Raw genomic sequence first — 22708 nt, forward strand, 5'->3', positions numbered from 1 at the left:
ACATGACTCGCCTTAAGAGCGTCTTCGGTTTTGACCAATATCTGAGCTCTGCCATGAGCTCAAATCAATTTCAGGGGACAGATGATGAGCTTTTCAAGCATAAGCTCGGCCTAATAGGTGAGGTTGGTGAGCTTTGCTCGGGGATCAAAAAAGCAAAGAGGGATGCGCTGACGGACGCAGAGGCAAGTGTCGCGTCTGAGGAAATTGGTGACATTCTCTGGTATCTGTTTGCAATAGCTAAGCATCAGAAGTTTAGGATGTCGGCTTTGCTAAAAGCGGCCATTAATGAAGTTGCGGGCATTCTTCGCGTGCAGCCGCTCGGGGGGAGGGGCGCCGATGTAAGTTTTCGGCGTCTAACGGGCTTTGTTAACGCTAGCAAGAGCTCGGTTCAGATGGGAGAGAACGAAGCCCTTCAGCGTGTTGTTGGGCGAGCCGGTGCTCTGGTCTCGTCACCCGGTGCAGTACTTCCTGCGCTGGCAGGAATGCTAGCGGATCTTGCGCTCCTGACGCATTCCTTGAACCTCGACCTGGAGCAGGTCGCCAGAGATAATGTTGATAAGGTTCGTGCGCGGTGGCCGGGTGCAAGTCCTTCGCCATCGGAGCTCTTCGACTCAGCTTCAGATCAGAACGAGCAGCTCCCGCGTACACTTTGGGTACGGTTTGAAGAGCGAAAGGTCCGCACAGTTCCGTACGCGTTCATCTCGGTCAATGGCATTAACGTTGGAGATCGATTGACCGACAATAGCCACGAAGCAGACGACTACCGGTTTCATGACGTGTTTCACCTGGCATACGCTGCCTGCCTGGGTTGGTCGCCAGTTCTTCGCGCCCTACTTAAGCGAAAAAGAAAGTCATCGCCAGCACTTGATGAGAATGAGGACGGCGCGCGAGCGATAATAATCGAGGAGGCTATTTCCACATGGATGTTTAACATCGGGCGCGAGCATCTTTTTGCAGGAGTGCGCTTAGAGAAATTTCCTTACCCGGTTCTGAAGCAGGTTCAGTCGCTTGTTAAGGGGTATGAGGTCGAGGCGTGCCAGCCCTGGGAGTGGGCAAATGCTATCCTTATGGGGTTCGAGGTCTTCAGAACTCTGAAGGAAAAGAGAGGCGGTTATGTCTTCGCCGATCTCAACGCGCGCAGAATCACGTACAAAGGGCTTCAAGAAGTAGATGAGCTTACTGAGCACAAAGAAGTTCGTAGAGCGACTGGCGGGCGTAAGCCTGCCAAGGGTGTTCAACCCATACGCAGACGTGTGCGTAACACATGATAAGTCTGTTGAGAGTCCGCTGATTCGAAGGGCACTCCTCCTCAACTATCTAAATGCGGTCAGGGAAATTGATTCTAGGGTCATGTGGATGGGGCGGGACCTCGGCTACCGTGGAGGGCGACGGACCGGCGTCGCCCTGACTGATGAAGCGCACTTGTCCGAACTGGGTACGCTTTATGGATTTGCACAGCCGCAGCGATCAACGGTGGGACCAGTTGTGACGGAGCGGACTGCTACAGAGATCTGGTCAGTTTTGCGTCAAATAAGCGCTCCGCCCATGCTTTGGAATGTATTCCCATTTCATCCGTATGTGGATGGCGATGAGCTTACAAACAGAAAATTCACCGCTCATGAGTTTGCGGTTGCGAGCGAGCTCAATATTCAATTGATTAGGATTTTGAGGATTGAGCGAATTGTCGCCATTGGGCAGGACGCGGCTATCTATGCATCCAAGCTGGGCGTTGAGGTTGACCAGGTGCGACACCCAAGCTACGGCGGAACCTCCGATTTCCGCGAGGGCATGTCTCGAATCCATGGTTTGACCCGTCTGGATAGGCAGGGGACGCTTATCTTCTAGTTCGCGCATTGCACCGTACCTATGCTTCACTCGCCGTACTTTGGCGACGTACTGTAATGAACCACGGATTTTCTGCTCAGGTGTTACTTTCCCCGAAGGAGACGTCGATGAGAGAAATGCTGGTAGAAAACAATCAGGCGATGGCAGGCCCGGCATCAGTCGGCGCTGGTCCTTGAGTTCACCCAGAGCGAGACGGCTGCGGCCGCAGCCAGCCGGCGGTTCGATCTGACCCCGGCTGAGATCGAAATTCGGGTCGAGGACGGCAAGCGCGGCGTAGAGAATGCCCGGCGTGCCAACCCTGAGGATATGCGTAGGTAGTACGAGCGGCGGCTGAAGGGTCTTCAGGAGGCCTCCGGCGAGGCAATGCTGGTGATCAGCGCCCGAAAGAAGCGGGCCGCCCTGAGGGGAAAGGATGTGAGCTGATGTTCTCGGTCCAGCAGGGGCTGAAAGACACGGGTGCCGCGCGTCGGTCGACATACTCCAAGCCGACTAAGGGTTTGGCCAAGGCCAATTCCAAGCTGGCCGAGCCAATCATAGATATGATCGAGGCGGAGCCATCGTTCGGCTACCGCACTGTGGTTGCATTGCTGGGCGTGAATCGTGCAGCGGATCTTCCAGCTCAAGGGTTGGTGCAAGAAGCACCCGCTTGGTCAGCGTCCGCGAATCGAAGCGAAGACTTCTCGCGCCCAGGGGCAGGATCAGTGATGGGCTACGGATCTGTGCCGGCTCTGGGGTGGCAAGGACGACCGGCTCAGCATGGTGTTAGTGATCGACTGCGGCACGCGACATTTGCTGGGATGGCACTTGTCGCAAATCGGTATGGCGAGCACCGCATCGGCGACCTTCCGAGAGCAAAAATCGGTGGATCATTACAGAAAATTTTCGAGTTAGTGCTCTGGGCAACCTGATGGGAGACGGTAGCTATCAAAAACAACGTCTCGGTGAAATTCCAAGAAGCTAAGTTGCTTTGCGGAGAAGACTCCACAACGATGCGAAGCATCCAGTTTCAGACCAAGACGAACTTGTACGTCAGATGGTAGGCCGCTCGAAATTAGCAGGCGACCGCTCGCCGAAAAGCTAATCCACCCCCGATCAAACAGCAGATCCGCGTGTGGAGCCAGCAGAAGCCCGTTCTCGCCATCGACGCGCTCGCTATGAGTGCTATCTGCCCATGGCTTGATATGGCTCGCGCGAAGAAATCTCAGATCCTCAATCCCGGTCAGACGGCAACCTTTTTCAACGCCGATCAGGCGTTCGCGGAATAGGCGTTGCTTCGTCCGCACTTCGGTCTCGCGTCTTGCGCTCGTCGCGTCAACGTCATCGAACGCAGCATCGATTTCTGCTTGATCCGACTCACCCGCCGTGATGCCCAGCGAGGCTTCCAGTGATTTCAAGCGGAAAACGATCGCAGATCTAGGCTGCCCTTTTCCATCTGGCGTGCCAGGCCGAACGTAGGAGGACTGGCACATAAACCTACCAAGGTACCGGTAGGGCCGCCCCTTGCCCATCATCTGAAACACCACGAGTGTCTTGCCATCCTTGGCGTGCTCGCCAATCGCTCGGTTGCCCGCCACATACTTCATGTCTCCAACTTGGCCCTCGCCGAAGTAATGAAAGACTTCGTCGTCGTCCCAGAAATCATGGTAGCCATGAGATACGCCGACCTCGCCAGTGAACGCGATGACTAGCGGATGCTCCTTGGGTGTCGAAATGCCGCCTTGCTGTTGCCCGCCAAATACACCATGGATCTGCTTTTGACGGTTGTAGAGCGCGCCCACCTCGAATGGGAGTTCCATCCTAGATCCCTGTCCCGAAAGCTAACTGCCCAGGATTCTAGCCAGAACCAGGTTGCTTGTGTCATTGGGTGACGCATTCGGCTGTCGGGGCAGGGTGCAGATGGGGGCTACTTGGACGAGAGTGGAGGGCAGCTGTTCTCAGGTGGGCTCAAGTTCCTCCTGCGTCTCTCTGGTGAGCCCCATCCATCTTTCCAGTGCTGTAGCTTCATTGCATCGCTTGCGACCGTGGGCATAGTGACTATCAGAAGACTCGGCCCAGAGTTGTCCACGAGCAGAACGGCATCGCCGCGTACGCTGATATCAAAGAAGCGTCTACTGGAATCACGCGTTTCGATGGTGACGCCTTGGCAAGCCAACGCTTCGGCAAAGTTCTCGGCGTCGGCCTGAAACAGGGCAAACTCCGAGTCGGTAAGTCTTGGGTAGTTCTCAAGACTCATTGCGGTGGCAGGCGCGTACGTCCCTCCAATTATCAATCCCGATAGCGCTGCCGTCGACAGGGCAAGCAAAGTTCGGCTCGGCATAGTGAGGCCAGTGTTGGAGGCTAAAGGCTCAGATAGCGGCGAATGCTTCGGACCGTGCATACGATCCATGCATTGCATTCGATGTGGGCAGCGAGGCGTGCTCTACTCCCGAACCTGCAGCCGCTCAATAGCCTGCGCAGTCAACGCCACACACGCCATCTTCAACCCTTCCATAACTCGATCCCCGAGGTATTCCTCGGGCGCGCCATTCTGCCGAGTCCGCTCCGCAGCCAGCATCAGCTCCGCCACCACACGCAGACCCGCCAGCGCGCAATCCGCATCCGCCAGCTGAAGGCAGCGTCCAGGCAGTTGATGCCGCTCCGGCCAAGGCTGGCCATCCGCAGCCGCACCGGTTCCGATGCGGTGCAGCGTGGCGACGAAGGCGTTGGGATCGACGGACCGTTCGCGCTCGGGTTCGGCGTTGTCCGGATCGTACTGCGCGTGCAGGGAACGGAAGTCCGATGTGTTCATGGCAATGCTCCGTACAGGACAGATAGCAACGCCACCGACAAAGGCGGCGGACGGTGCGTGTCTCGAAAACCGGTGAATACCCAATCCGGCGGGTCCGAGGACCCCCACGCACCGCCCGCCATGGATCGCGAACGGATTGCCAGCCGGCGCCATCCGAGGATGACGCCGACTGGCAAGCGCAAAGCACTGGGTATTCAGACGGGTTTTCGAGTCCCGCGCCACCTAGTGCGAGGTGGCACGCCAAGGTGTACTCGCATGACTGCGAGATGCCAAGAAACCGTAGGCCGCAGAGGCCGCAAATGCTGACGCTTACAGCATTGTTGCATGGGGCGCGCGTGGCAGAACCCTTGCGGTGCAGTGGTTTCGGCCGGTGTTAAGTTACCGCCCGAATGCGCATTGAAAAGCACGGTTTGCAGCTGTTCGGGATCCCAAAAGCGACACGTAGCCCACAGGGCCCATTCGCGCAGCGTGCCGATTGCGACACAACTTAACTTTGCAGCGCCAAGCCCGGCCGAGGCCACAGCGCATCGTCGCGCTCCAGGTCGTAGTCGCTGCCGAACGCCAGTGCTGCTTCGCGAGGCGGAAGGTCTGCGTAGCAGCCCAGCAGGTACTCATCCATGCCGGCATCGCGGTGGTCGATGGCGAACAGGTGGAGGAGCTCCTTGTCGAAGGCTTCCAGCCAGGTGGGGTCGATTCTGATCATGGGCATCCTCCAGTGAGAAGAGGAGCGTGGCTGCGATGCGTTTCACACGGCGCGACGCGCCGTCGGCCGTCGGCAAAATTTCATTGTGGTCCGATTGCGTACCAATGCATGCCAGAGTAAAAGAGTACCGTAGTTACCCATCGCAACATCCATAGGAAAGGAGACCCATGGCTGCTATCGAAGACAATGACGCGCTGTTCGATTCTCAGTTGATCATCGGTCCCACGATCGTTGCGGGAAGCAACCTACTTCGCCATCTGCAGGCGGCGGGCGAGTTCGACATCAACTCTGCACCCAATTGGCTGTACCTGCCCATTGAGCAGGCGTTCGCAGATGAGCTGGGATGCGCGCGCTATGTGCAGGAGCCGATTGATGCCTACACACAGGGCATGTTGCAGCAGTTGGCTGCCATCGAGGCATCGCCAGACGGGCAGGGGGCGCTTGAAGGCGACCTAGGTTCTACCGTTCGGGCAGTGGAGGCCGTGAGGATGCTGCAGGACACGGTGAAGGTGGCGCTGATCAATGGGGATCTGGTGTTGGCCTAGCGGAGCTGAAGCTGGGGAGTGCCAGCTCTTGGAGCTTCGGTGCGTTGGGAACGTACGACAGCTATGTCACGCAGGGGCAACGTGCGGCAGGCGTAGCGCCAGCTTTCACGTAAATGAAAGGAGGTCACTTTCCTCTCCTTCAGGTTGGCTCTAGGCTAGCAATTAGGATTTTGTAAGGGATGAATATCATGGAGCAAATGGAGTCAACTCAGCCCAGACGCGGAGAATTCTTCCTCTTAATGCCGGACACCACTCGCGGGGGAAAGGGTCACGGGGTAGTGTTCGAGAATGTGAAGAAACTTCGCACGCCTCCACGGCTGATCCTACGTCCTGAAGGGGGGGGATTTCCACCTTTGGCAGAGAAGCCACTGTTGGTTCACTCACCCAAGAAGGGGGGGCTTCCTGAAGATCTTGAAGGAGGGATGAGCGGTTACTGGCTCGTCTCGGAGCGCTTGCGCAACGCGTTCGTCTCTGTCGATCCCAACGGATTCGAGTTTGCGGAGAGCGAATACCGCCTCGCCAATGGATCTGAAGGGCCGCGCTACTTCCTCTGCGATGTGACCCGAGTGATCGATGCGGTCGATGAAGCTGCGTCAAAGCTCCGCGTTGTTCGCGACGAGGGCTATCCCGGAGGCAAGTTTTACGATCTCAGGGGTGGAAGTTCCCTGGCGTTCCGAAAGGATGTCATCAACCAGGCGCACATATTCCGAACGCCGTACTCAGGGAACCTGGTTTTCTGTGACAGCGCTTTGCGCGATGCGGTTCTGGCCGCCGGCATCGGTGATAGGGGCGAGTCGCGAGGACTATCGTTTACGGACGCAGCTGATATCTGAGTCCGCTGGTTGAACTCAAGGAAGAGGTCGCTCTATGCCGCGTAGCAGTCCGATTCTTCAGAAGCACCATGTGCTTGAGCAACAAACCTTCAATAACAACGATTTTCTGCAGGCATTGGTGGATGCAGAGCTCGTTGAGAAGGATGTGTTCGAGAACCTGCTCTACATGCCGGCAGACAAGAGGCTCGCTGCTGCCATGGGTGTTTCCCCTCATGGCGGGGGGCCGATCAAGGACTATCAAAACGGAATCACCTTTTCTCTGGAGATGATCGAGGCATCACCAGACGGCCAAGCTGCGCTTCGCGGTGACGTGGCTGCGATGCAGCGCGTGGCAGCTCAGGTCAACGGCCTTCGCGACACGATGACGATTGGTCTAGTCAACGGTGATCTTTACACGAACGCTCCTCTTGGCATGGATTCAGATGCCATCAGGCCGCGGACGCAGGCATTCTTCGGAAATGTCGATCGCTACGCGCAGGTCCACTCTTCGCAGTACGGCGCGTTGACTGGCATGCGTCCAGACGAGCGAATGCATCTTCTAGTGACCAGAACTGAATCGCGCATTGTGGCCTTGCTGGATGTCCATGATCAGTTCGGCACCAAGCTGACTAAAGGAAGTGATCTTGAGCTTCAGAGGAACAGCTTGTCGGCGGCAATCTCCGATGCGCAACAATCTGGTCGGATTGTCATGTCGGAGCCGGGCATCCTGAAAGTGGAGCGAGTGCTAGGTGAGGAGGCTGCCTATCGCATTCGTGCGCCTCGCTTGCAGCAAGGCGGCATCACTATGGACCTCCTCCTCGGCGAAGCCTCCACCAGCCAACTGATCCGCTCCGGCGGCCTGCTCGCCTCCGGCGCCGACGCTGTCATTACCGCCCGCCGTACTTCGCAGCTGCTGGAGGAAGGCAACGGCACCGCCGCCCAGTCCGAGCTCACCCACGCTCTGGCACGCAACGGCGGTGGCTGGATCGGTGGCATGGCCACTGCGTCGGTGATCGGCACGTCCAGCTTCGTCCCTGCGGCCATCGTCGCGGGCGATGCGCTGCTGATGAGCAAGGCGTTCGACAAGGGTGCCGATCTGCTCGACAACCGCGCCGTCTACCGGCAGACCGACAAGGCCGATGTCACATGGCAGTTCAATGGCCTGAACTGGCAGCGCCACGCGGTCATGGACAGCGCGGGCGACGGCCTGGGTAACCCGGTTGAGCGCAACGTGGGTGCCAGTTACGAGAAGGCCCGCGAGCTGGGTGCATACGCTCACGTAAAAGCGGTAGAGCTGGCGTTGGGCAAGGCGCCGCCGCCGCAGGATCCTTTCAGCATCCCGGCGCGGGACGGCGAGGCGCGTCTGGACAATCCCAACTGGCACCGCGATGCGCAGACCGAACAGTGGACGCGGCAGGTCAAGATCAGCGTGTCCGGTGCCAACGACCGGGGGGTGTATGAGACGCAGACCGCCAGCCCCGAACGCGCCAACGAGTTGAATCGTGAGGCGGTGCAACGCATCGAGAGCAACATCGCCAACGGCAAGGCCGCGATTGCCGCCAGCTACCTGGAGACTTACGTCGCTACCCGCGCCAGCGACTTCGTGCCGCTGGTGCCGGAAGCGGTGGAGCAGGCCCGTGCCAGGCCCGACGCCATCCAGGGCTCGGACAACCAGCTTTACCAGCGCGATGACGCAGGACAATGGCACCACGCTGGCCAGATCGCGCAGGGCAACATGGCGCTGGAGTTGGAGCTGACCCGCACCATCCAGCAGCCGTCGCTCGATCAGTTCAACCAGACCGTTGCCGCATTGGACGCGCGACCGTTGCCATCTGCGGCGGAAGTGAACCAGAACGAGCTGCGCCACAGCTACTACGCTGCGGGCATCGCGCTGACCCCGGAGTGGGAGCAGGCCATTGCCCTGGCCACGGCACGCACGCGCGAGCAGCACGGCATTGCGGGTCCCACGCTGCAGGAACTGGGGCCTGTAGCCGAAGGCAACGCGGGCGCGTCCCGGCCCATCACCCATTACCAGGTAGGCCAGGATGGCGTGGCGCGCGCCGTCGCGACTACCAGCACGCAGGAGCTGCAGGCCGCATGGAATGAGATGCGCGCGCGTGCCAATGAGCAGGCACCGTTGCCCGACTCGCCCGAGCTACGCATTGCAGCGCTGTCGGCGAGTGAGCAGGAGGCGTACCGGCAGGCACTGCAGGAAGCGAATCGGCTGGGTGCTGCGCAGGTAGATGCAGGTCAGGCTGCACGAGCGGCCGCGCAGGTGGCACATGGCGACAAGCCATCTGAGCAGGGCGGGAATGTGGAAGTGCGGCCTGAAGAGCCTGCGACTGCGCAGCCCATTGCGCCTGCGGCGGTAGCGGTCACGCCAGCGGTAGCGGTCGCACCACCACCTACGCCCGCGCCACAGGACAAGCCCGCGCCTCAATGGCACTCCGAGCAGCGCGATCCGCCGCGGCGTGCGGCGGAGCCCCAATCTCAGCCCCATCCAAACAGCGAGGCGCCCACCGAAAACCGTACCGCCTCACAGACGCCGGAGCCCGCTGGGCCGATGCAGCCGCACCCGGCCGCACCTGAGCGCGCGACGCCACATGCCGCCGCGCCTCTGGATGCGGCAACGCAGGCGATGCCCACGCAGCGCACAGAGCAGGCATCGGAGCCGGAGCGGATGGCCCCGGTGCCTGCGGTTGCTCCCACTCCAAAGCAGGACATGGCAGTGCAGGAGAGTGAACCGGTGCCCTTCAAGGAGCCGCTGCCTGCTGAGCCTGCGCGCGATCCATGGCCTTTGGAGCAGGAAGCGGCACAACACGTGCCAGAGCCCGAACCGGCTCCGTTGGGTGACCACCAGCCCGTCACTGCGACTGTCACTGTTCCTGCCGCGCCCACGATAGCGCCAAGCCCTGAACCGACCGCGCCCGCACCGGATGAGGCATCGGGCCCGAACCGGACGCTGCAGGACCCCACGCAGCCTGGCCATCCCGATCACGCGCTGTATCAGCAGATCCGCGAGGGCGTGGAAGCGCTGGACGCCAAGCACGGTCGCAGCTTCGATGAAGTCAGCGAACGCATGACCGTCAGCCTTCTGGTGCTGGCCAAGGACAACGACTTGGAACGGGTGGACCATGTGCTGGTGAGCAACGCCACGCACGAACACCCTGCAGGGCACACGCTGTTCGTAGTGCAGGGCGAGCCAAGCAATCCGGCGCATCAGCGTGCTGCGATGCCGACCGAGCTGGCGGCGCAGACATCGGTGGAGGAATCACTGCAGCAGTTCGATGCAGTCAGCCGTGAAGCGCACCAGCGTGCGCTTGCCAATCAAATGGACCAGCAGCTGGAAGACCAGCGGGTGCAGCACGACATACAGATTCGTGCGGCGAGCGGGGGATGAGTAGGGCATGCACTGCACTGGCGACCTGGACGGAGGACTGAAGATGACGCCACATGGAATGCGCCGGATATGCATGCTCGCAGCACTACTCGTTCTTCTGGCTACCGCGTGCCGGCCCGATGCGGCTCGCGACGAAGGCTCGATAGCAGAGGCCCATCGTCCGGATCTGGTGCCGCTTGTGCGAGCCATGCCCACCTCGTCAATGGATGCACCATTGACGGTCGAGTTCGATGTGGCTGCTCCCAGCAAAAATTCCTCTCCAACGCTCATGATCGGCATTCGCGTTGACCGCACGGATAACACCGCGGCGTTTGGGGCACTGGCCGATGTTCGGGCGTCCGGGTTCCAGGCGAAGGTTTCCATGCAGCGCCTGGAATCGAGTGGATGGAAGGACGTGCCCTTGCACCGGCTGGAATGGGTCATTGGGGAACCTGCCAGAACAATTCCCATCCCCGCCGATGGTCGAGTGACAAATGCGTGGCTGGACGATGTTGACGTGCTGGCGCTGCAGAATGCTGGGCTGGAACGACCCGATGATAACTATGCACAGCTGGCCTTCGCATGGGCACGCAATCCATCGCCGGGCCGATACCGGGTTGAAGTGCAACTGCACTCCCCTCTGCCACAGCTTGAGCCGTACCAGCCGGAACTGCTGGTTGCTTACTTGCGCAGGCCTAAATAAGGCAGCCTCGCCACCACAAGTACGCTGAGTGTTACAGGTAAGTCAGCGCGACTATCTGCCGATAGAGGGGGATCGTATTCATCTGTCTCCTCCTCCGAACTGGGCCGCGTAGACGCGGGCTCATGATGGAGGAGAGCAGGGCCGAAGCGTCTTTGGCTGTGATGACCCTCGGTGGGTCCCTGTCTGGGTTGAAGCCACTGTACGACCCGGATGAAGAGCGCCGGGATCTCCATTCATTGCGATTGAAAGCGATAGCGGCTCAGAAGATCACGCACGCTGGTTTCCATGCGCTGCCAGTCGCTCAGCATGACGCGTGCATAGTTCATCTCGATGGCGATGCTATCGCCCACATCCACGATGGAATGGCGGCACATTGCGATCTGGCCTTCGCCGGCGCGTTCAAGTGTCTTTCCCTGAACGACAAGTCCGTCAGGAATGCGGTCTGCCGGGTCGCAGCTGATGAACGTTGTCAGTTGGCCCTCCGTCGAGCGGGTCACATACCAGTCTGGTTCCATTCCTGGGTTGTGCACGTAAGGCCTGTCCAGCGCAGCCTCTGACTCCTTTGCATAGGCTTCCATCAACGATGGGTCAATCGCATACGGCGTCAGACCCCAGCGCTCGGGTTGTGCAACGCGCAGCGCGAGGTTCTCTACCGGGTCCCTTCGCTCCAGTGATCCCGGCGCGCTGGTGGCTTCGCTACTGGACCGACGCGCCAGATAGTCCTGGATGGGAATGCGATCGATGTACCTAAGCTCGACCAGCACCTGCCGCCGGCTGTCCTGCGTGCTGCGCACCGGGCGATCACCGGGGGGCGCTGCATCGAAATCCGGCCAGAACACCGTGAGCATGACGCCGCCATCGCCCAGGGGACCCGTCTGGTTGTAGTAGAGGTTGGCCGGGAACACGAAGCGGTGCGGGCCAAGCCGAGCCTCTACCGGCTGCGTCGTGTAGGTCTGTCCGCCCACCGTGCGTGGGCTGGTTGCGCTTTCGCGCATGGGGGTTCCGTTCGGGTCCTTTTCCTTGGATGGGGCCTTCGCGCAGGCGGTGGTACTGAGCACGGCCACCAGGGCGAAGGAGGCAAGCCGGCAAGCCGGTGCTCTGCTCATGGGCGATTCCCTTGCATGACCGGAACGACTATAGATCGGTGGAATGGCAAGCTCCAGTCGTTGCCGGGACCTTGCTCACGCCCGGGTCCAGTACTGCACGCTGGCTCACATATTCAGCAAGTCGTGATCAACGCCTTCTATCCCTCCACCTACCCCCCATCCCACCTATGCCATCATCCGCCCAGGACCGCAGTACCCATCAAGGCTGAACAGGCATGGAGCAGGCAACACGCTACACCGCAACGCTGTACTTGGCCGCGCCCGGCACCCCGCTGAAAAGTGGGGGCATCTCGCCGCGCGGCCACATGTACCTGCAGGTCGCTGCGGGCGACGAGGCCCACAGCTACGGCTTCGCGCCACCGCGCCACGCGCCGGGTGAAACCCGCACCGGCGTGCAGTACGCACAGGTGCGCCACGATGATGCCGACGAGCATCTGGACCCGTACTACAGCCGCACCCTGGAAATCACCGAAGAGCATTACGGCTGCCTGCGCGACTTCGCCGAGGAACCGGCCGAGTTCGAGTTCGATGTGGATCGCCCGGCCACCATCAACCGCTGCAGCGATTTCGTCTGGGCGGCGCTGCACTACGCCGGCCTGCATCCGCTACCGGCCCCGCTGGACGGAAGCAGCAACCTGGGCGAGTTCGCGGTGCTGTTCAACCTGCCGGAAATCCAGTGCATTGCCGCGCCGTTCCCGGGCAGCGATCTGAATGCCGAAACCCACCACGCGATGCCCGAGCGCGAGGCCGAACATCATCGCCAGGGCGACCGCGCGATCGATGAACCGCCACCGACGCCGATTGAAGTGGCCGGCACGCTGCTGGACCCCTCACATCCGGACCATCGCCTGTTCTCGCAGCTGATCCAGAAAGTGGCCGAACTCGATGCCGCGCACGGGCGCCCGTTCGATGCCGCCAGCCAGCGCATCAGCGCCAGCTTGCTGGTGCTGGCCAAGCAGAACAATCTCTCGCGCGTGGACCACGTGCTGCTCAGCAGGCCGACCCAAAGCAGCCATGCGGCGGAGAGCATCTTCATCGTGCAGGGGGACCGCAACGACCCGGGGCACCGCCGCGCCAGCATCGCCACCGAGGTGGCGGCCAAGACCGATGTGGCCGATTCGCTGCGGTTGAAGGAGCAATGACGCGGTCACTGCGGCGGGGGCTGGTGGTACTGGCGGTGCTGGGCGCGCTGGCGGCATGCCGTGCGTCACCAGCGCCTGAGGTTGCGCCGTCCCTGCTGACGCGCGCACAGGCCGAGGCCCGCACGGTTGTGCCGCTCACGCGGGCCGTGCAGTTGCAGAAGGCCGGACGGATTGCCGAGGTCACGTTTGATTTGCCGGCGCCCCAGAAGCCGGCCATTCCGATCCTGAACATCGGGTTGCGGCTGCAGGATACCGATGCGCGACGGCTGCTGGATGCTTCGGAGAAGATCACTCACGGACGGCTGCCAACACGGCTGCGCCTGGAGCGTATTGATGGTAGTGCACCTGGTCCTGTGCAGCTCTGGCAGCGTACTCGCGATGGACGCGATTCTCAGAAAATCGGGGACGATGGCGTGGTAACAGACCTGACGACGGGGAGCGTGGACATCAACAGCTTGGCCGAGGCCGGGTTGTACTCTGAAGATGTGCTCTATCGCACGTTGCAGTTGGCGCAGGTCGGAGGCATTGCACCCGGGCGCTACGTTCTGCGGGTCGACCTTGTGGAGGATCGGCCCCGGCTGGAAGGCCTGAAAGCAGAACTGATCGTTGGCTACCAATCACTAGGAAAGTAGACATGCACAAGGACGATGCCGAACGCTACAGCGTAACCATTCATCTGGCGGCCCCCGGCACGCCGCGCTACGGCCGTGATGCTGAGGGAAACAGGTTTCTGCTGGAGCCATCGTTCGCGGGGCACATGTTCCTGTCGCTGCGCCGTTCGGGTGAACCCTTGCCGGAGAGCGTGGGTTTCACCCACGCAGGCACCAAGGACGAGCCGAACCGGGGCAAAGTCGATGACATGGATGTGTTGGTCTACGACAAGCCCCGCTTCGAGCGCACGATCGAGATCAGCAAGGAGCAGTACGACCGCATCCTCGAGTTCTCGGCGAACCCGAAGAAGCACGGCTTCGACATGGAGTACGACTTCTTCTCCAACGCGTGCACCGATTTCGCATGGGGTGCCCTGAACCACGCTGGGCTGCGCCCGGTCGGGCTGGCCGGGGAGATCAGCAACTACGAGGGCGCTACCAGGGTCCTGGACAACATCCGCGCGGTCAACGCCATTCCGCAGCAGGTGAAGGGCAGCGAGCTGGACAAGGTGCAGTGGAACCCGATGCCGAAGCAGACCTTCCGCGAGTGGATGTTCACCGAGAACGGCGAGCAGTGGCGCGGCAACAGCACCCTCGCGGCAAGCGGCACGCCCGCAGACCCGGCGCACGACGATCATGCCCGCCTCAACCAGATCCACCAGCAGGTGGCCGACCTCGGCGCTTTCGGGGCGCGCAACGGCAATGTCAGTGCCAGCCTGCTCGCGCTGTCGAAGGAGCAGCAGTTCTCGCGCGTGGACGAAGTGGTGCTGGGCGAGCAGCGCGGTGATACCGCACCGAAGCTGTTCATCGTGCAGGGGGACCGCAGTGACCCGGCACACCAGCGCGCCAGCATGCCGGCGGAGGTGGCTGCGCAGGCACCGGTGGAGGCCTCGTTCGATCGGGTCGCGCAGTTGCAGCAGAATGAGCCGCAGCGAGACGCGCAGCGCCTGCAGGAGGAGCAGCAGCTTCAGCAGAGCCACGGTCCACGGATGGCATAGCGGCGGGCGCAGCATCGAGGTCGAGCGTCGGCCATGCCCGCGCCGGCGCACGCCACGCCCCCCACCTGCTACCATTCCCCCCGCAACCCCAGCCAGCCCACCCCGCGCAGACAGATGCGGGGCGGGCCGTCGAAGTACGGCCCAGCGAGCCAGGACACCTTCCCGTGCCCATTCAAGGACGCTCGCATGTTCCGTACTCCTCTCTTCCGCTCGGCCGCGCTGGCCGTTGCCGTTTCGCTCAGCCTCGGCGTGCCCTCCGCGTTCGCCGACAACGCGCCCGCCGCCAGTGCCACCGCCGCTGTACAGCGCCAGGCCGTGGCCAAGGGCCTGTACGAGCTGGCCTACAGCCCGAAGCAGAACGCCGTGTTCGTGGCCTCCTCTGGCGGTTTCGGCGATGACGCCGGCCCGGCCCAGGTGCTGCGCCTGAACCCGGCCACGCTGGCGGTGGAAACCCGCATCCCGCTGGAGCGCAAAGCCTTCGGCGTGGTGCTGGATGACGCCCACAACCGCCTGTACGTGGGCAACACCGTGGACCTGTCGGTGACCGTGGTCGACACCGCGCAGAACAAGGCCGTCGGCACCATCCAGCTGATGGAGAAGAAGACCGGCAAGGACGGCAAGGCCGCCTACACCCATGACCTGCGCGAGCTGGTGGTCGACAGCGCGGCCAACCGCCTGTACGTGACCGGCCACAGCAGCCAGCCGGACGTGAGCAGCGTGCTGTTCGTGATCGATACGAACACGCTGAAGGTGATCAACACCATCGACGGCCTGGGCAATGCCAAGGCGCCGGGCCTGGCACTGGATGCGGCCAACAAGCGCGTCTACACCAGCAACCTGCTGGCCGACCTGGTGGTGGTGGGTACCGATTCGAACAAGGTGGTGGCGCAGCACAGGATCGCCGCCGAGCAGCCGATGAACATCGCGCTGGACCCGGCGGGCAAGCGCCTGTTCGTGACCGACCAGGGCTCGGAATTCCTGCGTGGCTACCAGGCCAAGAGCAGCGGCCTGGTCAGCAAGCATCCGGGCCAGCGCGTACTGGTGCTCGACCGCAGCACCGGCAAGGAACTGGCCAGCATCCCGACCGATGCCGGCCCGCTGGGCATCCTGCTGGATGCACCGCGCAAGCGCCTGTACGTGACCAACCGCGAAGCCGGTACGGTGACCGCATACAACAGTGACAGCTACCAGAAGGTGGCCACCTACACGGTGCCGACCCACCCGAACAGCCTGGCGCTGGATGCGAAGAACAACGTGTTGTTCGTGAGCATCAAGAACGGCGAGAAGGATGACAAGGGCGCTGACGAGAGCGTGGCGCGCATCCAGTTGTAAGGAGTCGAACGAGTGACCACTGTGGACTTGATCCACAGTGGTCAACAAATTGATGAACCTGCAGAATGCTGGCCGCTCCTACTGAGTTCGGAAAACATGGAAATTCTTGCGCGCACTGTTGATCGCCTCAGAGCGCTGGATTTGGAGAAAAAATTCTACCTGCTCGGAGTATCACTGCTGGCGGTGTGGATTTTTGAGGTGGTAAGAACCGGGAATCAGTACAGCTGCCAGGCTGCTCTTGTCCTTGGCTATACATTGATGGCGCTGGGGTTGATGACCTGGCTTATCCCAATTTTTCAGGGGGCATGGAGGTATGGCTATGTGCGCAGGCTAATGCTGATGCTGCACTTGGGGGTTATTCTTGGGGCGGCCATGATCGCGCGAAACATCATGACCAGCGCAACCGGTCTTCCGGGGCAGGATTTCGTCATGGCTACCGGAGCACTAGCGCTTCCGCTTTACATATTTGTTTGGCTGACGCTGGCAATGTTGCTTGTAGGCTTGGCGACCGTTGTCTGGCAAATCACGTTGGGATTGGTGGCGCTCGGAGTGCCACTTCTGGCGATGCTGATCCCTTCTGTCGGCCGGCGTGTAAAGAATAGATTGGAAGGGAAGAAGAACATCGCATTGGCACGGCTTCTGGGCGTAGTTGGGTTGTTCGGCGGGCTTCTTGTCTCAAGTCAACAGTTGAGGGATTTTCAACCAGAGCTTGAGTGGGTAGGGCTTTGGATTGCGTACTATGGCGATTATCAAGCAGCCGACAAGTATCCGGGCTTGCCCGCCGACGATCGCACGCTGATGCACGCCAACGGTGTTTACTCTGTGGCGAGACGTCAGCCGGGCGGCGCTATCTCTATTGAGGTCCATTACTGGAAAATGCCGTAAATCGTGAAGATAGCTTCAGAGAAGCATCACCCCATCCGAGGCGCGGGATTCTGCATTTCCTGCGCCTGCGCCTCAACCTGCTGCTGCACACCCAACCCCAACTTCTGCATCGACTGCTCCACCGGCGTCTGCGCCGCCACCGCGGTCGGCATCATCGCGCGCAGGTGCGCTGGATTGGCCGGGTCGCCCTGCACCACGAAGATGTTGTGTCCGGCCGGGTGCTGGGCCGTGGCGTTGCTGACCAGCACGTGGTCGACCTGTTGCAGGCCCTGCTCGCGGGCGAGCACGGTCAGGCTGGCGGTCAGGCGTTCGCTGGTCTGGTCGAACGCACGGCCATGCTGGGCGTCCAGTGCGGCCACGCCCTGACGGATCTGCTGGTTGAGGCCGTAGTCGGGGTGGTTGGGGGTGATCTCTGCCATGGCGATCGAACGGTAGCGGTGGGTCGGGGTTAACTCTGCCAGTATAGATCCGGCCGGTGAAGGGCGCCGGAAACGTCAGTCCGCCGGCCGATGGTCATAGCTGATCACCCGTTCGGCCAGCCAGTGCCCGCCCACGCGGCGCCAGACCTGGATGAAGCGGGCCTGGCCGGTCCAGCGTTCCACGCCGTCCTTGCCGCGCTCGTAAAAGCGGTGGTCGCCGATTTCGAGCGCCCGCTCATCGTGCAGCGGAAACACCTGCAGCGAAGATTCCACGAGCTCGCGGCGCAGCTGCCAGCCACCCTTGCGCGCGCTGCTGCACAGGCTGGCCACGCTGCGGCGGAAGTCCTCGCGGTTGCTGGCCGATTTGCCATCCTTGTCATGGAAGAATTCCATGTCTTCGGTGGTCATCGCGGCGGCCTTGTCGGCATCGCAGGCCTCGAAGGCGGCGGCGAACAGCTGGGTGTCGGCCTGGCGGACCTGCGCGCGCAGGGTGTCGGCGGGCGCTGGCGCGGCAACGAGGCCGGCGGCCAGCAAGGGCAGGGTGAGCAGCAGCATGGTGAGGCTCCAGGGAGGGTTCACGCAGGCTGGCATGGCGTTTGGGCCGCTGCAGCCGGCTTCCGACGAAACGGCCTCGCCACGGAATGAATGCCCATATTGGCGGCCCTGTTCCAGCCTTGAGGCCGTTGCCTGTGCAGGGGATGTCATGAGCGGCCGGGATTCCCTCACAGCCGCCACAGGTGACGGCCACTAGCCTGAAATCCTCCCCTTCCACAGGAGCGCCCATGCCTGCTTCCCGCATCCGCCTGCACGTTGAAGACACTGGTGGCGACGGCCGCCCGGTCATCCTGATCCACGGCTGGCCGCTGTCTGCCGACGCCTGGAAGACCCAGGTGGCGATCCTGCGCGATGCACAGCACCGCGTGATCAGCTACGACCGGCGCGGTTTCGGCCGCTCCGACAAACCGGCCGACGGCTATGACTACGACACCCTGGCGGCGGACCTGGCGGGGTTGATCGAGGAACGTGACCTGCGCGATGTCACCCTGGTCGGTTTCTCGATGGGCGGTGGCGAGGTAGCGCGCTACGTGGCCAACCACGGCCAGGATCGCCTGCACAGTGTGGTGTTCGCTGCGGCGGTGCCGCCGTTCCTGCTGCGCAGTGACGACAACCCGGAGGGGCCGCTGCCCCAGGCCAAGGCCGATGAAATGCGCAGCGGATTGGAGAAGGACCGCGAGGCGTTCTTCGACGGCTTCACCCGCGACTTCTTCAGCGCCAACGGCCAGCTGATGGTGACCGAAGAAACGCGCCAGGCGGCCATCGCGCTGTGCCATCAATCCGACCAGACGGCGGCACTGGGCTGCATGAAGGCGTTCGCCACGACCGATTTCCGGGATGACTTGAAAAAGATCACGGTGCCGACCTTGATCCTGCACGGCGACAGTGACGCCATCGTGCCGTTCGAGGGCTCCGGCCAGCGTACCCACAAGGCCATCAAGGGCAGCGAAGTGGTGATCCTGGAAGGCGCGCCACATGGCTGCAACACCAGCCACGCCGACCGCTTCAATCTGGCCCTGCTGAACTTCCTGAAGCGCTAAGCTGCGGCCATGCGCCAGACCAGAACCCCCCCGTGGAAGAAGCCCAACCCCAAGGGCCAGACGTCGCAACCGCTGTCGGATGCGCAGAAGGCGGCGGCACGGCAACGTGCCGAGGAGAACGGGCGGCGCTATCCCAACCTGGTCGACAACATGTGGGCGGCGAAGCTGCCGCGAGGGTCGTGATTCAAAGGCTGGGTGTGGGCTTGATGTAGAGCCGAGCCGATGCTCGGCTGGCGCGCGCAGCGCGTGCCGTCCGGGGAAGGGGTAAAGGGCAGCGGAGCATGGGCTCTGCTCTAAGGGCCGGGCAGTGGCTGCCAGCCCGACTCCCTCCACGGCGCAACGTCGCGTTGCTGTACGTCAATGGCCTCGATTGGCAACCCGGCCAGCCGTGCCAGTTCTACACGCAGCATTTCAGCGTCTACCGGTCGCGCGACGGCCACCTGCAGGCGATCACCCTGCAGCCGTACCTGCACGGGTACGACCGCATGGGCTTCATGCTCACCACCGGTGCGACCGATCGGGTAGCGCATCGCCGTGGGCCGCCCCAGCTGTGCGAGCGCGGGTTGCCATGCCTGCAGCACGACGGGCTGTGCGGCCACGGGAACCTGCGCCTCGATGACGATTCCCGGATAACCGATGAGATTGCCCACCATCACCTGGAAGCGTGCGCCATCGGGGATGGCCAGCACGGTGGCGATCAGCGCCATCAGCAAGAGGATGGCCGCGGCGACGTGCCAGCTGCGGGGTGCGGTGGCGGCGCGGGTTGCCATACGCAGGCCCGGCTTCCGCCGCAGCTTGCGCGCGTAGATGCGTCGATCGTTCTTGCGGGGGCTGCTGCTGTGCTCCGGCAGGTTCAACGGGACGCGTGGCATCCGGGCGACGCGCGCATTGATCAGGCGCGCCAGCAGCCACCATGCGAGCACGAACGCCAGCAGTGGCAGCAGCGTTCGTACGATCAGGTACAGCATCACCATCGGGAACATCCTGCTTGGCACACACGGATTCAATCAACCTCGTCATCGTAACGGCGCTGCGTGGTGCGTGTCGCATCCGCCAGCCGACACGTGCGAAGCGCTTGGTTAGGATGGCTCTTTGCTGTCATGGATGAACCGATGAGCGCCGCCACTTCCCGAATCCGCCGCATCTGTGGGCAGGGGCCGATCCTGTTGATGCTCCAGTGGGTCGCGCTGCTGTCTGTGGTACTGGCTGCCGGCTTCTTCCATTACCGCGTGGAGCTGTTGCTGGAGCCGGTGACGGCGGCCTGTGGGGGCCCGGACGCCCAAGCGCGATTGCAGGTTGCCGAACAAGTGATGGCGCGTGCGGGCGCACTGGATGACTGGCAGCCCCTGGGCTGGATTCCATGGGTAGGCGTGGTGCTGGCGTTGCTGGGGGCCATGGCGGTATGCGCAAGCCGTGCCCTGTGGCTGCGCGATCGGCTGCGCACTGCGAACGTGGCGCTTATGGTGCTGCACGGTGGCGCACTGGCTTTGGCCGGATGGGTGCTGCACCTGTACGAGAATGCGTGGAGCAATGTGGCGCTGCTGTCACCCACGGCGTGCCTGGTGGAGCTGGTGTCGGAGGGTGATGTACCGCTGGAGCAGGCGCAGCGCGTGGTGTTCCACATCCTGACGCGGGTGAACGCGCCACTGCTGCGCAATCCGGATGATCTGGCGCTGGTGTTGACGGTGCTGTTGTTGGCCGCAATGGCCGGCGGCGTTGCCCTGTGGCGTGCGATCGCGCGGGCCCGGGCGGGCTGAGCACGCTCGGCGGCGCGCGGCAATCGCGCTACAGTCGATGCCTCGCCACTCCAGGGAAGACCCGATGCGCTTGTTGCTGCGTGCGTTGCCGTTGTTGCTGTGTTCGCTGGCGGTACATGCCGCCGAGGTGGACCGCCGTATCGCGGTGACCATCGATGACCTGCCATGGGCACGACTTGACCAGATTGCGCCGCCGGACCTGCAGGCGCGGCATGAGGCGTTGATGGCCCAGCTGCACCAGGCAGGCGTGCCGGTGGTCGGCTTCGTCAACGAGAACAAGCTTGAGGTGGATGGACAGGTGCAGCCGGCGCGGGTGCAGATGCTGCGCGACTGGCGCGATGCGGGCTATGTGCTGGGCAACCACACCTACTCGCACATGGATCTGAATGCGAAGGGCGTGGCGGCGTTCCAGCAGGATTTCCTGCGCGGCGAGACGGTGCTGCGGCCGCTGCTGGCTGAGCAGGGGCAGGCGCCGCAGTGGATGCGCCACCCCTACCTGCGCGCCGGGCGCACCGCGGATGAGCGCGCGCAGATGGATGCGTTCTTCAAGCAGCATGGCTACCGCGTGGCGCCGGTGACGGTGGACAACGGCGAGTGGGTGTGGGCGTTCGCCTATGCCAACGTGATGAACGAGCAGGCGGACTCGCCCGCGCGCGCGGCGACGTTGGCGCAGCTGCGCAAGGGCTACGTGCCGTACATGCTGAACAAGCTGGATTACTACGAGAAGCAGTCGCAGGCGCTGCTGGGGTACGCGCTGCCGCAGGTGTGGCTGATGCACGCCAATGAGCTCAACGCGGCCACCTTCGCCGAACTGGTCGCGGCCACGAAGCGCCGCGGCTATCGCTTCATTTCGCTGGACGAGGCGATGCGTGACCCGGCCTACGCGCGGGGTGCCGAGGGCTACAACGGCCGCTATGGCCCGAGCTGGCTGCACCGCTGGGCGATGGCGGAGAACAAGCCGAAGGACTTCTACGCCGGCGAACCCGAGGTGCCGGCGTGGGTGATGAAGCTGGCCAAGGTCGATTCGGAGTAAGGCTCAGCGCTTGACGGCCAGCACGCCGTCCAGCGCCAGTTCGGCCTTGAAACCGGCCTTTTCCAGGCGCTTGGCCACTTCACGCGGCACGTCGCGGCCGCTGGTCAGCTTGTTCGGCGCGCCGGTGTAGTGGAACAGGCGGCCGCCCTTGCGGATCACGCGGGCGAGGTGGTCGTAGAACACCTGCGAGTACAGCTCGCCGGCGATGCCGAAGCGCGGCGGGTCGTGCAGGATCGCGTCGACGCTGTTGCTGGCCACCTGTTCGATCTGCTGCGAGACGTCGCCGTGGCTGAACTGCAGGCGGCCGCCGGCGGCAGCCGAGTCTGGATCCGGCGACCACGGGTTGAGCGTGCGCAGCCACATCACATCGGCGTTCTTCTCGAACGAACGGATCTGGCTGACACCGGCTTCCAGCGCACAGGCGGCGAAGTAGCCGAGGCCACCGCAGGTATCGAGGATGACCTTGCCGGCCGGCGCGACCAGCTCGACCTTGCGGCGCGCATCCTCGAACGGCGACAGCTTCGAGGTGGGCAGCATCTTGATGCCGTCGATCTCGAAGGTCGGTGCGCCCCATTCGGTGGGCACCAGCTTGATCAGCGAGCCGCTGTAGCGCGAGATCGGCGCGAAGTCCTCGCCATCCCAGTAGTACAGCGTGCGGTCCTTCAGCTTGCCCGGCCAGGGGTAGGGCTGGCCCCGGAAGTGGAAGCCGTCCGCGTCCAGCGCCACGCTGTCCTGGCTGCGCCCGAGGTCGAGCGAGCCCTGCCAGTCGGCGGCGCCCTTGTCATGGGCACGGCGCAGGGTGTCGGCGCTGTCGCGGGTCAGCAGGGGGCCGGTGTAATGGGGCACGGCGGGTACCGGGGCGGTTCGGGGGAGGGCATGTTACCGCAGCCCCCATGATGGGTTGAAAGAGTGGTTTCTGACCATGGTCGTTGAGAACAACGGTCTGTGAGGCGTGTGCAATCAATCAGTATGACGGGATGCCGCGGCACGGCCTTCAGTGAAAGGCTGAAGGCCGC

Annotated in this window: 23 protein-coding genes; 14 read left to right on the forward strand and 9 right to left on the reverse strand. The window is 62.6% G+C overall.

The genetic code is table 11. The annotated features are described in order from the left end of the window. Positions 1-2 precede the first annotated feature (2 nt). The gene (locus AC10QF_RS17395; protein WP_494542588.1) at positions 3-1268 is read left to right on the forward strand and encodes a MazG nucleotide pyrophosphohydrolase domain-containing protein; all 1266 of its coding nucleotides are present in this window, start codon (positions 3-5) and stop codon (positions 1266-1268) included. A 247-nt stretch (positions 1269-1515) separates the two neighbouring features. Here the strand turns inward: AC10QF_RS17395 and AC10QF_RS17400 are convergent, their stop codons facing one another. The 4 genes from AC10QF_RS17400 to AC10QF_RS17415 form a co-directional block, all read right to left on the reverse strand. Next, positions 1516-2322, reverse strand: coding sequence for a hypothetical protein (locus tag AC10QF_RS17400; RefSeq protein ID WP_494542589.1), 807 nt, complete (start codon positions 2320-2322; stop codon positions 1516-1518). A gap of 410 nt (positions 2323-2732) precedes the next feature. Then, on the reverse strand, positions 2733-3641 hold the full coding sequence (locus AC10QF_RS17405; protein WP_494542590.1) for an HNH endonuclease: 909 nt from the start codon (positions 3639-3641) through the stop codon (positions 2733-2735). A gap of 623 nt (positions 3642-4264) precedes the next feature. Beyond that, positions 4265-4633 (reverse strand): hypothetical protein, encoded by a 369-nt coding sequence (locus tag AC10QF_RS17410; RefSeq protein WP_494542591.1) that lies wholly within the window; start codon positions 4631-4633, stop codon positions 4265-4267. A gap of 487 nt (positions 4634-5120) precedes the next feature. After that, entirely contained in the window at positions 5121-5336 is a 216-nt protein-coding gene (locus AC10QF_RS17415) for a hypothetical protein (RefSeq protein WP_494542592.1), read from the reverse strand. A gap of 167 nt (positions 5337-5503) precedes the next feature. Between AC10QF_RS17415 and AC10QF_RS17420 the strand changes: the two genes are divergently transcribed. The 4 genes from AC10QF_RS17420 (at position 5504) to AC10QF_RS17435 (ending at position 10775) form a co-directional block, all read left to right on the forward strand. Then, the gene (locus AC10QF_RS17420; protein WP_111177640.1) at positions 5504-5881 is read left to right on the forward strand and encodes a hypothetical protein; all 378 of its coding nucleotides are present in this window, start codon (positions 5504-5506) and stop codon (positions 5879-5881) included. Between the two features lie 188 nt (positions 5882-6069). Beyond that, positions 6070-6714 carry a DUF1629 domain-containing protein gene (locus tag AC10QF_RS17425; RefSeq protein WP_111177685.1) on the forward strand — a complete coding sequence of 215 codons (645 nt, stop codon included), beginning with the start codon at positions 6070-6072 and terminating at the stop codon, positions 6712-6714. A 34-nt stretch (positions 6715-6748) separates the two neighbouring features. Continuing rightward, a complete protein-coding gene (locus tag AC10QF_RS17430) occupies positions 6749-10093 on the forward strand; it encodes an XVIPCD domain-containing protein (protein ID WP_494542593.1) in 3345 nt (1114 codons plus the stop codon). Positions 10094-10166: 73 nt separating this feature from the next. Further along, positions 10167-10775, forward strand: a complete 609-nt coding sequence (locus AC10QF_RS17435; RefSeq protein WP_375366240.1) for a hypothetical protein — start codon at positions 10167-10169, stop codon at positions 10773-10775. Positions 10776-11008: 233 nt separating this feature from the next. Here AC10QF_RS17435 and AC10QF_RS17440 read toward each other — a convergent pair whose 3' ends face one another. Continuing rightward, a complete protein-coding gene (locus AC10QF_RS17440; RefSeq protein ID WP_494542594.1) occupies positions 11009-11881 on the reverse strand; it encodes a hypothetical protein in 873 nt (290 codons plus the stop codon). Positions 11882-12096: 215 nt separating this feature from the next. On the opposite strand from AC10QF_RS17440, the gene AC10QF_RS17445 reads away from it, so the two are divergent. From AC10QF_RS17445 to AC10QF_RS17465, 5 genes are all read left to right on the forward strand, one after another. After that, positions 12097-13023, forward strand: coding sequence for an XVIPCD domain-containing protein (locus AC10QF_RS17445; RefSeq protein WP_346473737.1), 927 nt, complete (start codon positions 12097-12099; stop codon positions 13021-13023). After that, complete coding sequence (locus AC10QF_RS17450; protein WP_069139872.1) at positions 13020-13655, forward strand: hypothetical protein; 636 nt, start codon at positions 13020-13022, stop codon at positions 13653-13655. Before AC10QF_RS17445 ends, AC10QF_RS17450 begins: the two co-directional genes overlap by 4 nt. Positions 13656-13657: 2 nt before the next feature. Next, positions 13658-14671, forward strand: a complete 1014-nt coding sequence (locus AC10QF_RS17455) for an XVIPCD domain-containing protein (RefSeq protein ID WP_494542595.1) — start codon at positions 13658-13660, stop codon at positions 14669-14671. Between the two features lie 186 nt (positions 14672-14857). Then, positions 14858-16003 (forward strand): YncE family protein, encoded by a 1146-nt coding sequence (locus tag AC10QF_RS17460; RefSeq protein WP_111097139.1) that lies wholly within the window; start codon positions 14858-14860, stop codon positions 16001-16003. Positions 16004-16015: 12 nt separating this feature from the next. Beyond that, positions 16016-16888, forward strand: a complete 873-nt coding sequence (locus AC10QF_RS17465; protein ID WP_146256750.1) for a hypothetical protein — start codon at positions 16016-16018, stop codon at positions 16886-16888. A 26-nt stretch (positions 16889-16914) separates the two neighbouring features. On the opposite strand, the gene AC10QF_RS17470 is transcribed toward AC10QF_RS17465, so the two are convergent. Together AC10QF_RS17470 and AC10QF_RS17475 are read right to left on the reverse strand one after the other, a co-directional pair. Next, complete coding sequence (locus AC10QF_RS17470; RefSeq protein ID WP_111097140.1) at positions 16915-17307, reverse strand: XVIPCD domain-containing protein; 393 nt, start codon at positions 17305-17307, stop codon at positions 16915-16917. Between the two features lie 75 nt (positions 17308-17382). Next, positions 17383-17862, reverse strand: a complete 480-nt coding sequence (locus tag AC10QF_RS17475; RefSeq protein ID WP_111097141.1) for a nuclear transport factor 2 family protein — start codon at positions 17860-17862, stop codon at positions 17383-17385. A gap of 227 nt (positions 17863-18089) precedes the next feature. Here AC10QF_RS17475 and AC10QF_RS17480 point away from each other — a divergent pair, with 227 nt between their 5' ends. Further along, a complete protein-coding gene (locus AC10QF_RS17480) occupies positions 18090-18902 on the forward strand; it encodes an alpha/beta fold hydrolase (RefSeq protein WP_099495374.1) in 813 nt (270 codons plus the stop codon). A gap of 9 nt (positions 18903-18911) precedes the next feature. After that, positions 18912-19085, forward strand: a complete 174-nt coding sequence (locus AC10QF_RS17485) for a hypothetical protein (RefSeq protein ID WP_005415066.1) — start codon at positions 18912-18914, stop codon at positions 19083-19085. A 110-nt stretch (positions 19086-19195) separates the two neighbouring features. On the opposite strand, the gene AC10QF_RS17490 is transcribed toward AC10QF_RS17485, so the two are convergent. Beyond that, positions 19196-19876: a hypothetical protein gene (locus AC10QF_RS17490; RefSeq protein ID WP_099495380.1), complete on the reverse strand. Its 681-nt coding sequence runs from the start codon at positions 19874-19876 to the stop codon at positions 19196-19198. A 138-nt stretch (positions 19877-20014) separates the two neighbouring features. Here AC10QF_RS17490 and AC10QF_RS17495 point away from each other — a divergent pair, with 138 nt between their 5' ends. Both AC10QF_RS17495 and AC10QF_RS17500 read left to right on the forward strand, forming a co-directional pair. After that, a complete protein-coding gene (locus tag AC10QF_RS17495; RefSeq protein ID WP_099495375.1) occupies positions 20015-20659 on the forward strand; it encodes a hypothetical protein in 645 nt (214 codons plus the stop codon). A gap of 64 nt (positions 20660-20723) precedes the next feature. After that, positions 20724-21692, forward strand: coding sequence for a polysaccharide deacetylase family protein (locus AC10QF_RS17500; protein WP_099495376.1), 969 nt, complete (start codon positions 20724-20726; stop codon positions 21690-21692). Between the two features lie 3 nt (positions 21693-21695). On the opposite strand, the gene AC10QF_RS17505 is transcribed toward AC10QF_RS17500, so the two are convergent. Beyond that, positions 21696-22538: a class I SAM-dependent methyltransferase gene (locus tag AC10QF_RS17505; protein ID WP_099591125.1), complete on the reverse strand. Its 843-nt coding sequence runs from the start codon at positions 22536-22538 to the stop codon at positions 21696-21698. Between the last annotated feature and the right edge of the window lie 170 nt (positions 22539-22708).

The sequence above is a fragment of the Stenotrophomonas maltophilia complex sp. Om-AH-Sm3 genome, from assembly GCF_059337855.1.